This is a genomic window from Bacillus sp. ABR, assembly GCF_056172715.1.
In genome coordinates, this window is sequence record NZ_JAOYSL010000005.1 from 302,483 (window position 1) to 314,861 (window position 12,379).

Sequence of the window (12,379 nt, forward strand, 5' to 3'; positions counted from 1 at the left end):
GATTTCCCCTCCCTAAATCCCTGATCCATCAGTTAGTAACAATTCATCTGTTTTCTCAAATTCTGAAAGCACCTTTTGTCTTAAATGTTGAAAAGAGGTTGATGTTCTATCACGCGGAAAAGGCAGATTCACAGGAAGAATTTTATGGATTCGGCCAGGTCTCGCTTGTAAGAGCACAATTTCATTTCCTAAATAAATCGATTCATCAATATCATGAGTAACGAGCATCATCGTTGTTTTTTTCTCCTGCCAAATGTCCAGCAGCATATCCTGCAAGTGTTTTCGTGTGAATGCATCCAGCGCACCAAACGGTTCATCAAGCAATAAGATCTCCGGATCACGAAGGAGTGCTCTCGCAATGGCAACCCGTTGCGACATTCCTCCTGAAAGCTCATGTGGATAAGCATGTTCAAATCCTTTTAATCGAACAATTTCAATCAATTCATCCACTTTACGGCGTACATCCTGTTGTTTTAAATTGAAATTGGCCGCTATGTTTTCTTCGACTGACAGCCATGGAAACAGGCGGTGTTCCTGAAAGATAAAGCCCTGTTTCATTCCTGGTTCTGTGACCCGTCTGTCTCCTATCAAAATTTGCCCATCATACGCTGTGTCGAGCCCGCCTATGATTTTTAGCAACGTACTTTTTCCGCATCCACTCGGACCTATCACTGTTACAAATTCACCTGGAATCATGCTCAATCTCAAGTCTTCAAGTACCCGAATGGTCTGTTTGTCTTTCCAAAAGGATTTATCCGCAATATCAATTGAAATCGTCATTGAAACCCTCCACTCCTCTTGCCATCAGATACATACACAGAAAGGCCCTTATCCCCAAAAAAGAGATAAGAGCCTTCGTGTTGTCCGATCAGCTAATCATATTGATTTGTTAGCACCATCCTAAATCATATTAATCCCATAAATCAACTCGAATTTATAAAATAGTTATTTTGTCCTTGTATGCTTTTCATCAATCCGATCGTAAATCGCTTCTATTCGTTCCTTGCTGCTGTAAATCTCATATTTGTTCCGCTCAATTAAGATGTCTAGTGTGATATCCATGTGTTTTCTGTATTTTTTTCGTTTTTTCTTTTTTTCCATCTTCATCATCCTTTCTCATTCAAATAAAAAAAGGCTCTTCACTCATGCTTAAGTGATAGAGCCTTCGGTTGACCGATCAGCCATTCTTGTTCGCGTTTTCAGTATGCTCATGTTAATACATACTATTCCTACCTGTCAACTATATTTATTGTTTTTTCAGATTTATCTAAAAAATGATTGACCGAGCAGTGAACAAGATTTATAGTCTTATTAAATATTTCTTATCAAAACAGTTGGTTTTATCTAACAAAAGGAGGATACACACATGTCAGAAGAACGTCCATTTCGTTTAGAAACAAAAGCCATTCACGCAGGTCAGGAACTTGATTCAGCGACCTATTCAAGAGCCGTGCCTATTTACCAAACAAGCTCCTTTGGTTTTAGAGATAGTGATCATGCAGCGAATTTATTCGGTCTTCAGGAACCGGGAAATATTTATTCACGTATTATGAACCCGACAAATGACGTATTTGAAAAGCGTATCGCAGAGCTTGAAGGTGGGATTGGTGCACTTGCTGTTTCTTCTGGGCAAGCAGCGACGACTTATTCTATTTTAAACATTGCAGGAGCCGGGGATGAAATCGTTTCCTCAAGTAGTCTTTATGGCGGCACCTACAATTTATTTGCCCATACACTCAAAAAACTCGGAATTACAGTAAAATTCGTCGACTCATCCAACCTTGAAGAACTTGAAGCAGCGATCACAGACAAAACAAAGGCAGTGTATGCAGAAAGCATTGGGAATCCAAAAGGCGACATTTTACATATTGAAGCCATCTCAGCCATTGCACACAAGCATCATATCCCGCTTATTGTGGACAATACACTCGCCAGCCCTTATTTATTAAGACCTATTGAGTTCGGTGCAGACATTGTCGTCCATTCAGCGACGAAATTTATTGGCGGTCATGGTACATCAATTGGCGGCGTCATCGTTGATAGCGGCCGATTCCCTTGGGCTGACAGCGATAAGTTCAAAGGGCTGACTGAACCAGATCCAAGTTATCACGGTCTAACATATACAGAAGCTATTGGAGAAGCGGCTTATATCACAAAAGCACGAGTACAGCTCTTACGTGATTTAGGGGCAGCTCTGTCGCCATTCAACTCATTTTTACTTCTGCAGGGCTTAGAAACATTACACCTTCGTCTTGAGCGGCATAGTGAAAATGCGTTGAAAACAGCACAGTTCTTACAGGATCATCCTCTTGTCGATTGGGTAAGCTATCCGGGCCTTGAAAGTCACGAATCCTATGAACTTGCTCAAACCTATTTACCAAAAGGACAAGGCGCAATCCTCACATTCGGTATCAAAGGTGGACGCGAAGCAGGTAAAAAGCTCATTGATTCTGTGAAACTTTTCTCCCATCTCGCAAACGTGGGCGATTCTAAATCTCTCATCATTCATCCTGCCAGCACAACGCATCAACAATTAAGCGAGGCAGAACAAAAAGCGACAGGTGTCACACCAGAGCTCATTCGTTTATCCGTTGGAACAGAAGCGATTGAAGATATTCTTGCAGATCTTGAACAGGCGATTACCAAAAGTCAGTCTGAATGACATAGAAAAAAGCACACGGCTGTGTGCTTTTTTCTTGTTTATTAATGATTGAGTAATCGAATGTCTTGGAAAGGATAAAATACAAATGAGGTAGTTCCTTGAATATCGCGCTTTGTAAAAAGACCTAAGCCGTTGCGGCTGTCCATTGAATTTTGGCGATTGTCCCCCATGACAAAGTACTTTCCTTTTGGAACAGTCAGAGGGCCAAAATCAGGTGTCAGCAAAGTACCATCTGCCGCTGCTTTCTTTTTGTTTGACGCTAAGTAAGGCTCTGCCACTTTTTTCCCATTAACAAATAGCTGATCATTTTTCATTTCAATTTTATCACCAGGTAAACCAATCAATCGTTTGACATAATGAGTGCTGCGATCTTCCCCATCAAGAACAATGATCTGTCCCCGTTTATAATCACCGAAATAATCAACCGTTTTATTCACAAACACCCGCTCTGTGTTATGCAGTGTTGGGTCCATAGAAGTCCCTTTCACAATGTACGGTGCGAATAGAAAGTTCCGAATGATAAAAACAGCAATAAATGCGATTAAGATGGCTTTGATCCAGCCCCATAATTCTGATTTCTTTTTTTGTGTTTTTGTATTTGTTGTCATAAGCTCCTCCTGAATTCCCCAAGGACGAAATGTGTGTCACCAGCTGCCAGCCGGCGTCACGCTTGTTTCTCCCTAAATATAAACATATTTTGCCAACAAATCAAGCAAAGAGAGAGAAAAAGGCAAGCACCTTTCTGTGCTTGCCCAAAACTCAGTTAGTTAGCAGAAGAATCCGCTTCTTTTTCTTTGTTTGCTTTACCATAGAAATAATCCGATGGATTCACTGGTTTGAAATCAGATAACTTATGGAATCGAAGAAGATCTCTATAGAGCACTTTATCTGAAAGACTTAACTGATTATCAACACGGGCTTTAATCGCCTCTGTCTTTTTATTTTGTTTCACCACTTTACCCGTTTTCGTATCATAAACGGTATTATCGACAAGTGTGTATTTCGGTGTCACATAGTTTCCATTACGGAAGGCAACAGTCTCATCATGCTTTTTAGAGAATAAGTCTGTTCCAAAATTCACGAATTCATTTGAATCGATACCTTGTAAGTGAAGAAGTGTTGGCATCACGTCGACTTCACCACCATACGTATGGTTCACGCCGCCCTTCTTACCAGGAATACGAATCATGAGCGGAACACGCTGGTTTTGTGCATTTTGATAAGGAGTGATTTCTTTCCCTTGAATTTCACTCATTGCACGGTTATGGTTCTCAGAAATACCGTTATGGTCACCATACAATAAAATGACTGAGTCTTTATACATACCTGATTTTTTCAAGTCTTTGAAGAATTGCTCTAATGACTCATCTAAATATCTTGCTGTTTGGAAATAGTTATCGACTGTTTTATCGCCCGTTGTTGCTTTAGCGATTGTCGCATCTTTTTCATCTAAATTAAATGGATAGTGATTTGTCAGTGTCATTAAATGTGCATAAAATGGCTTTTTCATTGATTCTAGCATTGGGATTGATTCTTTGAAGAACGGTTTATCCTTCAGACCCATATTCACAAGGTTTTCTTCATCCATGTTGTAATAGGAAGCATCAAAGAATTGATCAATTCCCATATGTTTATAAATCGTGTCACGGTTCCAGAAAGATTTATAGTCCCCGTGAAGAACTGCACTCGTATAGCCTGCTTTTTGATCTAGGATGGCAGGTAGTGATTGGAAGGTATTTTCACCCTTTGTCACAAATGCTGCTCCCTCTGGCAAGCCAAACATACTATTATCCATCATCAGCTCAGCATCAGATGTCTTCCCTTGACCAGTCTGATGGAAAAAGTTATCGAAATACGTAAAGTCATCTTTCCCATGAGCCAGTTTGTTTAAAAATGGCGTCACTTCTTCTCCATTTAATTTGTAGTCAATTAAGAAAGACTGGAAGCTTTCTAAATGAATTTTAATAATGTTTTTACCTTTTGCTTTTCCAAAATACTCTACATTTGGCTTCGCATAGTGAGAAGACGTATAGTTCACAACATCCGTTAAATCTTCACTGCTTGCATTTGCAACCTGCGTTGCGTTTTGTGCTGCTTGTACCCCGTCATAAATCGTATAATTGTAAACACCTAAGTATTTGACAACATACTTATGATCAAAGGTTCTCGTTAATAATTCTGGACGATCCTTTTCAGCCAAATGAAGGTTTACAAAGAACAGTCCAATACCTGCAGCTACAATCAGCAGTGCAAACGTCTTTTTCATTTGGAACTTCTTCACTTCCGGTCTCCAAATGACAATCGCAATCAAGATGATGATATCAAGGAAGTATAAAAGGTCATGCGGCTTAATGCTTGCTAACACACCGCCAGTCATGCCTCCCCCAAGATTTCCTGCCTGCTTCATTGTTGAGAAAGTCAAAAAGTCATCAAAGAAACGGTAATACGCTACATTTGCATATAAAAGTGCGGTCATAATAAAATCAATAACAATTAAAACAATGGCAGATTTACGCCCCTTCAAAAAGAGAGCAAGTCCAAAAAACACAATGGCTGAACTAAATGGATTCAATAAGAGAAGCCCCTCTTGAAAAGAACCTTTTACTCCTAAATTAAAGTCCATTTTGTAGGCTGTGTATGATTTAGCCCAGAATAATAGGACAGCCAAAACAAAAAAGCTATATTTGTTCGCAAATATTTTTTTCATAAAACCTCTTCTTTCTTATCATCGTTCTGATATAAATGAAATCATAAAAAATTTACATTCATTTTGCAAATGTAAATCTTCTTCGTCAAGCATTCCGATGCTCTGTCTCCGCCGGATACATGCGCTCCTTTAATATAACGAACGAGAGGCATCATAAGTTTCAAAAAAAATACGAGTAAATAAAAGGAAAAATATCCATTTACATTAAATTTACGCACACTTCATGTTTTAGTGGATGAAGAAGGTTTTGTAAATCACTCAGTATTACTTTACTTTTTTCATCTATTCGTGTCAAAGTAATTATAAAGAAAAGGAAGAATCACCTAGGCTTTTCGACTCACTTACCCAAATTTATACAAAATTCGATCCATGCTTCTTTTATTGTGACTCAACCTTCATTAATCCATGTACCTCCTAAAAAAACAGTTTTAAACAAAAAAAGCTTGATTTCCCCTACTAATGTGCGGTGTGATTAAGAGGTAGATTTTGATCATATCATCCTTATGTTCATGACAAAAAAATCGAGCTGGAGGACATCACATGAAGATTAACAAACAAATCAACACTTTTGAAGGAAGATTTTCAGAAGATATAGTCACTATCATTGCTGTTACAGGACTTTCTGGTGTAGGGGCAGGAAAAGCAGGACAGGCACCTCTTTGGACCGCTTCTATTCCACTAATTGCCTGGAAGGAAAACGGCCATATCACAAACGAAAATGTAAGACTTTGCTGGTTAACAGATGACGAAGGATTAAGGGAAAAGCAGTCACAATTACATAAAGAATCAATCGTTACACTTCAGGTTCGAAAGGGCGAAGGTGAATTCATGCTTGTATCTTTGATCAATACAGATACAAAGGATCAAGCACTTCAAGAAATTTTAGAACAAGCCCAAAAGCCTGTGTTTTATCATGATGATACACTTGGAACCTTTGAGTTAGTGAAAGGACTAGACTTATTTGAAAAGACGATCCAATGGAGCAATGAAGAGTGCCTTCTCTACTTCAACCTCGAAGAAGATGAAAAAATAAATGACTCTCTTTCTACAGCAAAACAACTCATACAAGAACAAGCTAAATGGGATTCTTCTATTAAATCATTTGCCGGGAATCAGCTGATAGATCTAGCAAAGGATTGGCAGGAACAAGACGAATCAGTTGAAAAGCAAGAAGAACTCACACTGAATCAATTTATGAGCCGCATTTCACTTGAAAGCCTGCATGTTTACCCTGAGGGAGAGTTTGAAGTCTACTATCATGACGGTGATTTATTTTGGGGACATGTCATTATTATCACAGGAAATATAGATGGTACATTTCATGATGCACACATTGCAGGCTAACAGCTGGAGGGACATTAGATGGAGATCAAAGCTTTTCAAAAATTAAATCTAATTGGGAAAACGCCAGCCATCGCCAAAATTGGCGGTTTCCGTCCTGATCCAGCTGTACACAGCTGGTTTGCAGGCCATTTTTTCATCGATCCTCATCAAGGCTGGCCGACAGATCAAGATGGAGCCATGATTCCGATCTTACAAATTTATTTACCAGAAGTGCCAGGAGGAATGAACGGCTTCAATGAGTGTAAGCTGATTCAAATTTTCCTCAACCAGAAAGCACTTCCGATTGATATCACCAAAAACGGCGAAGGCTGGAAGCTCATTGAATATGCATCAATCGAAGGTTTAGAAGTAGCTGAGACTCCTGAAGAAGTAAGAGGACTCAAACCCTTTCAAATCCAATGGAACGAAAGTGAACAAAGGGACTTCCCTTGCTGGGAAGAAGCATGGTCATATGTGGATCTAACAGAAGTAAAAGAAAGTGAAGAAGCGACAGACCACTTTTTTAATCAATACACAAATTATTCGTTCACAAAAATCGGTGGATATGGGGCGTATATTCAATCCCCACCCCATCAACAACAAGGCGAATTTATGCTGCAAATCGCCTCAGAAGAAAAACCTCGTTTCATGATTGGTGATAACGGCACGATGTATTTCTATTATGACAAAGAATCAAAAGAATGGTTTATGCACTGGGATTGTTTTTAACGTTTATTGAATGAAACCTTGCCTTCTCCTAAGCGTAATGAATAATATGAAAGGAGGAAGCAAAATGGGATTCATTTTAGACATCTTTTCACTTGCTGTGTATATCCCTTTTTTAAAAGTGGATGAAGAGGAGATCTCGAGGAACGCAGCACATCTCAAAAAATATAGCTGGTTTCAGGCACTATTACATGATCAAACTTGCAGGGAGCTCATCATTTATGATCCCGGTGTCCGGCGTGTCATAGGCAGGTTTAAAACGGAGAAACTCCATAAGAAGCGATACAACTTAAGATGCGAACGTAAATTACTACAAGCATTACAACGCGCAATGTAAACTGAAACAACAAGAGCCGCACTTTCCTGTGGCTCTTTTTTTAGCAATTGAATCGTTCCTTTATAAGAAAACATTTGACGCCTGGACAACTCTCCCCGTATATTATGTATAAATCCATCTTTTTCAAAGAAAAGGGGGCCTCACATGCGCTTGTTTAAGAACTGGAGAAAAAAGCAGCCTGCACAGCAAGTCGCTTCAGAAAAGCAAGAAGACAGCATCCCAATCAGCTTCTCCACACTTCCCTTTGGCACAGACACCGTCGATGATTTTTTGTTCAACCTAGACCTGACCTCCAAGCTCACAGATCCCTATAAAGAAACAGATACGAACAAGCTTACCTAGCTCTTCACAAATCCTCATCCAATACTGGATGATTTTTTTATACTCAATGAAAGGTGTATCCAATGAAAACATATTATATCGTCAGACACTGCCAAGCAGATGGACAATCTAAAGATGCAGCTTTAACGCCACAAGGCATCACTCAATCTCACGAACTGTCACAGTTTTTTTCCAGCATTCATCTCAATCAGATTATCTCAAGTCCTTATAAACGAGCGATCCAAACTACTGAGCCCCTTGCTCATGCAAAACAGCTCGAGATAAAAATCGATCAACGCCTCTCTGAACGTGTGTTAAGCAGTAAGCCAATAGACAATTGGTATGAGAAGCTAAAGCTTAGTTTTACAGACTTACATATGACCTGTGAAGGCGGAGAATCGAGCCAAGAAGCCATGAATCGTATTGTAGAAGCGCTCCACGAACAAATAAAATTAGAAAAAGATCATACCCTATTCATCACACATGGTAATATCATGAGCCTGCTTCTTAAACACGCAGATCCAACGATTGGATTCGAGGAGTGGGAAAAATTAAGCAATCCAGATGTCTATATCCTGAAATATTTCAAACCAGATCATGTAGAAATAGAACGAATATGGCATAAATAAACGGCAGAATGAATTCTGCCGTTTCCTCATCTATTGTTGATAATAAAAAGCCTCTACCCACTCATACGGCTTCTTACGCTCCGCACACCATTTCATGAAGCCTCTTGTCTCCGTTTGCTGAAATTTCTTCCAGTCCGATAAAAGCTGATCATAATAGGCTGCTTGTTTTTCAACATTAGTACGAATCCTCTTATCTTCAATCAGCATCATGACATCTTCAATACCTTGAATTCGCTCTTGGTCTTTCTCATAGGTGCTTAAATAAAGATCTTCATGTATATGATGAAACGAATACCACAAGGCCGATAAATAGATTTCACAAATTTGAACAATCACACGCTGCTCCTTGCTGCCCCCAAGCTCTAGTGCCTTCAATAAATAGGGCAGCCCTTCTCCCTGATGTACAAACAAGCCCTGCCAGCGATATGGTCTCACATCCATTGGGTCAACCTTCTCCCACTCTTGCAGAACAGGCTGAATCACCCCAATTATCAATGGATACACAAGCAAATGATGACCATCCTCAAACTGTTCAATCTTCTCAAACAGCCAAGCAACAAATGAACGCTGTACTTCAAAATCGTTCTCTTTCATCTCTTCAATAAAGGCCTGAAGAACTTTTAGTGCATCTTTACGCAGGCCCTGTTCTTTTTTCACACAGTACTGTCTAAAAAGAGGATAATCATGTGATCCCTCGTCTTTAATGATGGTCTGTAATATCGTCTTCGTTTGCAATAACAACGCCGCCTCTTTACATTCATTCTTTTGACTTCTTATTTAAAGGGAAGTAGTTTTACATCCAATCTTTTCTATGTTCATGAATAAATTGAATGTCTTTTTGATAATGCTCAAGGTGCCCCTCATGAATCATTTTTTGAAAAGCGATATCACCCTCACTCGCTTTTCGTTTCATATACTGACATAACCCTTTTAAACGCAGCAGCACCATATCCAAATAATCTTCTGCTATTTCCTCCCCATAAGATTCAAAAAACAGTTTCACTCTATGCTTTATATAGTCTGCATGGTCTAATGATGAATATTTCACGACCTCCCCTGTTTCAGTGCGAAAAAATCTACTAAGAGGCACACATGTATATAGGGTATATGCGATATCCCATAGCCTCGGACCAGGAGCAGCTACATCAAAATCAATAATCCCTACTGGTTTTTTATCCTTGAAAATAATGTTATACATAGCAAAATCATTGTGGCAAACAACCTCTATGTTGTTAGGCGTATTGTCCATTCGTTCCCAATCGTCTGAAATGGGAAAATCACAAACAGCATCATGATACAGTCTAAGCATTCTCGCTAATTCTTTTAAGGCATGGTGAGAGCACATGTATTCTTTTAAGGGATCATGACCAGCTACGCCTTCAATGAAAGACAAGATCTCTCTACCTTTTTCATCAACCCCTAAAAACTTTGGAGCATAGGAAAAATTCTTTTTTTCTAAATGCTTTAGCAGCTTTCGTATATTGATATTGTCTGACTTTACTTCTCGACGAACCGTATCTCCCGAACGATATACGTTCGAGACATTGCCACCTGTCAATAACTCTTCATGATCACTTTGTTTTTTCATAAATTCTCCCCTAAAATTGGGTCACAATGATGATGTCAGCTAAAGATGTGTATTTCCCCAAATATTTTTAGTTACACAAAGGTAGTACACTGTTTTGTGTGAATGTGCTGCCCCATTTTGTTTCCTTACATGGTTAAATGTATCTTATCAAATGTTGCAAATCATCTAAAGATTATTCTGCTAAAAAAGTACATGCTCATTATTTTCTAATAGTTTTCTATTTTTAATAACTCATTTAAATCACAAAAAAACGTTTACCACAAGGGTGAAACGTTAGGTTCACGGTAAAAACCAATCATGAAACTTTTAATAGATACCGATGGCAAGGGTTGAACCGGCACCCGTGATAAATTATTCCTAAAAGGCAAGGTATACCCTCTTAAAGTAAAGTACTCGTTTATAAAATAAGAATCAAAGTTCTTCTTGATATATTTCTGATTTTATCGGCTTTAAACTCAAAGGTATTTTAAACTCATGAATACTTTCAATATGATTAAAAAAATGATCGATATCGTCATAATCCATTGACCATTCTTCTACCACCTTTAAATTTTTTAACTCGCTTGTTGGTTTAAATAAAAATTCACAGTGTAGTTGTTCCATGTGAGAATAATCATCTTCTTCATAAACTGTAAACTGACGTACAAGGTCAAAATGAAATAGTTCCTCTCCTGTAAAGTCATAGACACCACACTGAAATAAAATTTCTTTATCTTCTTCGCCCTCAACTGCCTCCTTTGAAAAAGCCTTAAATGTTTCCCAAACCTTTTTTATATCATCGATATCTTCACCAATGCTATCTTTAAGATAACTTTCAGCATTTTTAACCGTAATCATGACAACACCTCTCCTATGTACAATTTATCTCATCCTTCTTCAATTATCCTGCCCTTTTAGTTTAATAATAAGGTAACCATCAATAAAGTAAAAGATAATCTCCTTCATATGTTCCTCGTAAGGCTTTAATTCAGAAATATTTATTCCTTGTACTGTTAGAACATTAAGAAACCCCTTAAATTTATTCATGTAATACTGAATAGAATGTAGTCTCAAATATTTTAACGTCGTGCCATTTAGCTAATTCCCCTTTCACCAGTAAACAGAACACGATTGGAAGCAATTTTGTCGTGTGAAAAATCAGCTAAAAAACAAATAAAAAACGCCCTCCTACAATTTGTAGAAAGACGTTTTAAACGTTGATATTCCTTAATTCTTCTGTAATGAATGATAATAAAGAATATCTAAAACTAGATACCGGTGGCCGGGGTCGAACCGGCACTCCGTGAGGAACACGATTTTGAGTCGTGCGCGTCTGCCAATTCCGCCACACCGGCATGATCATTAAAGAGCGCATCTTATATTAAAAACAATGGTGCCGAGGGCCGGACTTGAACCGGCACGGTAGTCACCTACCGCAGGATTTTAAGTCCTGTGTGTCTGCCAATTCCACCACCCCGGCAGTCTTTTCAAAAAAGGCGACACCCGGATTTGAACCGGGGATAAAGGTTTTGCAGACCTCTGCCTTACCACTTGGCTATGCCGCCATTATTGGAGCGGAAGACGGGATTCGAACCCGCGACCCCCACCTTGGCAAGGTGGTGTTCTACCACTGAACTACTTCCGCACATCAACTGGGCTAGCTGGATTCGAACCAACGCATGACGGAGTCAAAGTCCGTTGCCTTACCGCTTGGCTATAGCCCAATAATAAAATGGGGCGATTGATGGGAATCGAACCCACGAGTGCCAGAGCCACAATCTGGTGCGTTAACCACTTCGCCACAACCGCCATAGATGTAATGAATTATAAAGTATAATTGGCAGGGGCAGTAGGAATCGAACCCACACCGGAGGTTTTGGAGACCTCTGTTCTACCTTTAAACTATGCCCCTATGAAAATAAAAAATGGTGGAGGGGGGCGGATTCGAACCGCCGAACCCGGAGGGAGCGGATTTACAGTCCGCCGCGTTTAGCCACTTCGCTACCCCTCCACATTTGAAAAACAGTGCCGGCAAGAGGACTTGAACCCCCAACCTACTGATTACAAGTCAGTTGCTCTACCAATTGAGCTACACCGGCAAATAGTG

General features: G+C 39.3%; 13 protein-coding genes and 9 tRNA genes. 6 read left to right on the forward strand and 16 right to left on the reverse strand.

Annotated features, from left to right (window positions below; genetic code table 11):
• Positions 1-12 precede the first annotated feature (12 nt).
• Both OIT90_RS16930 and OIT90_RS16935 read right to left on the reverse strand, forming a co-directional pair.
• The gene (locus tag OIT90_RS16930; RefSeq protein ID WP_474892757.1) at positions 13-780 is read right to left on the reverse strand and encodes an ABC transporter ATP-binding protein; all 768 of its coding nucleotides are present in this window, start codon (positions 778-780) and stop codon (positions 13-15) included.
• A 165-nt stretch (positions 781-945) separates the two neighbouring features.
• Entirely contained in the window at positions 946-1,101 is a 156-nt protein-coding gene (locus OIT90_RS16935; RefSeq protein WP_039177358.1) for an FbpB family small basic protein, read from the reverse strand.
• 265 nt (positions 1,102-1,366) lie between these two features.
• Between OIT90_RS16935 and OIT90_RS16940 the strand changes: the two genes are divergently transcribed.
• On the forward strand, positions 1,367-2,662 hold the full coding sequence (locus OIT90_RS16940; RefSeq protein ID WP_039177356.1) for a homocysteine synthase: 1,296 nt from the start codon (positions 1,367-1,369) through the stop codon (positions 2,660-2,662).
• Positions 2,663-2,703: 41 nt separating this feature from the next.
• Here OIT90_RS16940 and lepB read toward each other — a convergent pair whose 3' ends face one another.
• Complete coding sequence (gene lepB / locus OIT90_RS16945; RefSeq protein ID WP_047202849.1) at positions 2,704-3,270, reverse strand: signal peptidase I; 567 nt, start codon at positions 3,268-3,270, stop codon at positions 2,704-2,706.
• 155 nt (positions 3,271-3,425) lie between these two features.
• Positions 3,426-5,369, reverse strand: a complete 1,944-nt coding sequence (ltaS, locus tag OIT90_RS16950; RefSeq protein WP_058838710.1) for a lipoteichoic acid synthase — start codon at positions 5,367-5,369, stop codon at positions 3,426-3,428.
• Between the two features lie 540 nt (positions 5,370-5,909).
• Here ltaS and OIT90_RS16955 point away from each other — a divergent pair.
• The 5 genes from OIT90_RS16955 to OIT90_RS16975 all read left to right on the forward strand — a co-directional run bounded on the left by OIT90_RS16955 (position 5,910) and on the right by OIT90_RS16975 (position 8,705).
• A complete protein-coding gene (locus OIT90_RS16955) occupies positions 5,910-6,713 on the forward strand; it encodes a DUF2262 domain-containing protein (protein ID WP_474892758.1) in 804 nt (267 codons plus the stop codon).
• Between the two features lie 18 nt (positions 6,714-6,731).
• Positions 6,732-7,421 (forward strand): DUF1963 domain-containing protein, encoded by a 690-nt coding sequence (locus OIT90_RS16960; protein WP_474892759.1) that lies wholly within the window; start codon positions 6,732-6,734, stop codon positions 7,419-7,421.
• 64 nt (positions 7,422-7,485) lie between these two features.
• Positions 7,486-7,755, forward strand: a complete 270-nt coding sequence (locus OIT90_RS16965) for a hypothetical protein (protein WP_047202846.1) — start codon at positions 7,486-7,488, stop codon at positions 7,753-7,755.
• 144 nt (positions 7,756-7,899) lie between these two features.
• Positions 7,900-8,097: a hypothetical protein gene (locus tag OIT90_RS16970; protein WP_058838706.1), complete on the forward strand. Its 198-nt coding sequence runs from the start codon at positions 7,900-7,902 to the stop codon at positions 8,095-8,097.
• Between the two features lie 62 nt (positions 8,098-8,159).
• Entirely contained in the window at positions 8,160-8,705 is a 546-nt protein-coding gene (locus OIT90_RS16975) for a histidine phosphatase family protein (protein ID WP_106025354.1), read from the forward strand.
• A 30-nt stretch (positions 8,706-8,735) separates the two neighbouring features.
• Here OIT90_RS16975 and OIT90_RS16980 read toward each other — a convergent pair whose 3' ends face one another.
• The 12 genes from OIT90_RS16980 to OIT90_RS17035 form a co-directional block, all read right to left on the reverse strand.
• Positions 8,736-9,440: a hypothetical protein gene (locus OIT90_RS16980; RefSeq protein WP_474892760.1), complete on the reverse strand. Its 705-nt coding sequence runs from the start codon at positions 9,438-9,440 to the stop codon at positions 8,736-8,738.
• Positions 9,441-9,498: 58 nt separating this feature from the next.
• Positions 9,499-10,293, reverse strand: a complete 795-nt coding sequence (locus tag OIT90_RS16985) for a phosphotransferase (protein WP_474892761.1) — start codon at positions 10,291-10,293, stop codon at positions 9,499-9,501.
• Positions 10,294-10,704: 411 nt separating this feature from the next.
• Complete coding sequence (locus OIT90_RS16990) at positions 10,705-11,130, reverse strand: hypothetical protein (protein WP_059377521.1); 426 nt, start codon at positions 11,128-11,130, stop codon at positions 10,705-10,707.
• 415 nt (positions 11,131-11,545) lie between these two features.
• Positions 11,546-11,627 (reverse strand) — tRNA-Leu (locus OIT90_RS16995).
• A gap of 36 nt (positions 11,628-11,663) precedes the next feature.
• Positions 11,664-11,752, reverse strand: a tRNA-Leu gene (locus OIT90_RS17000).
• A 14-nt stretch (positions 11,753-11,766) separates the two neighbouring features.
• Positions 11,767-11,837, reverse strand: a tRNA-Cys gene (locus OIT90_RS17005).
• Positions 11,838-11,842: 5 nt separating this feature from the next.
• Positions 11,843-11,917, reverse strand: a tRNA-Gly gene (locus tag OIT90_RS17010).
• A 7-nt stretch (positions 11,918-11,924) separates the two neighbouring features.
• Positions 11,925-11,996: transfer RNA gene (locus tag OIT90_RS17015), tRNA-Gln, on the reverse strand.
• A 9-nt stretch (positions 11,997-12,005) separates the two neighbouring features.
• A tRNA-His gene (locus tag OIT90_RS17020) sits at positions 12,006-12,081 on the reverse strand.
• 29 nt (positions 12,082-12,110) lie between these two features.
• A tRNA-Trp gene (locus OIT90_RS17025) sits at positions 12,111-12,184 on the reverse strand.
• A gap of 14 nt (positions 12,185-12,198) precedes the next feature.
• Positions 12,199-12,283: transfer RNA gene (locus OIT90_RS17030), tRNA-Tyr, on the reverse strand.
• 15 nt (positions 12,284-12,298) lie between these two features.
• Positions 12,299-12,371 (reverse strand) — tRNA-Thr (locus OIT90_RS17035).
• Between the last annotated feature and the right edge of the window lie 8 nt (positions 12,372-12,379).

Excerpts from the sequence above, each read along its gene's own strand:
- OIT90_RS16930 (WP_474892757.1), bottom strand. The coding sequence starts at position 780 with ATGACGATTTCAATTGATATTGCGGATAAATCCTTTTGGAAAGACAAA.
- ltaS (WP_058838710.1), bottom strand. The coding sequence starts at position 5,369 with ATGAAAAAAATATTTGCGAACAAATATAGCTTTTTTGTTTTGGCTGTC.
- OIT90_RS16955 (WP_474892758.1), top strand. The coding sequence starts at position 5,910 with ATGAAGATTAACAAACAAATCAACACTTTTGAAGGAAGATTTTCAGAA.
- OIT90_RS16935 (WP_039177358.1), bottom strand. The coding sequence starts at position 1,101 with ATGGAAAAAAAGAAAAAACGAAAAAAATACAGAAAACACATGGATATC.
- lepB (WP_047202849.1), bottom strand. The coding sequence starts at position 3,270 with ATGACAACAAATACAAAAACACAAAAAAAGAAATCAGAATTATGGGGC.
- OIT90_RS16970 (WP_058838706.1), top strand. The coding sequence starts at position 7,900 with ATGCGCTTGTTTAAGAACTGGAGAAAAAAGCAGCCTGCACAGCAAGTC.
- OIT90_RS16940 (WP_039177356.1), top strand. The coding sequence starts at position 1,367 with ATGTCAGAAGAACGTCCATTTCGTTTAGAAACAAAAGCCATTCACGCA.
- OIT90_RS16960 (WP_474892759.1), top strand. The coding sequence starts at position 6,732 with ATGGAGATCAAAGCTTTTCAAAAATTAAATCTAATTGGGAAAACGCCA.
- OIT90_RS16975 (WP_106025354.1), top strand. The coding sequence starts at position 8,160 with ATGAAAACATATTATATCGTCAGACACTGCCAAGCAGATGGACAATCT.
- OIT90_RS16965 (WP_047202846.1), top strand. The coding sequence starts at position 7,486 with ATGGGATTCATTTTAGACATCTTTTCACTTGCTGTGTATATCCCTTTT.
- OIT90_RS16985 (WP_474892761.1), bottom strand. The coding sequence starts at position 10,293 with ATGAAAAAACAAAGTGATCATGAAGAGTTATTGACAGGTGGCAATGTC.
- OIT90_RS16990 (WP_059377521.1), bottom strand. The coding sequence starts at position 11,130 with ATGATTACGGTTAAAAATGCTGAAAGTTATCTTAAAGATAGCATTGGT.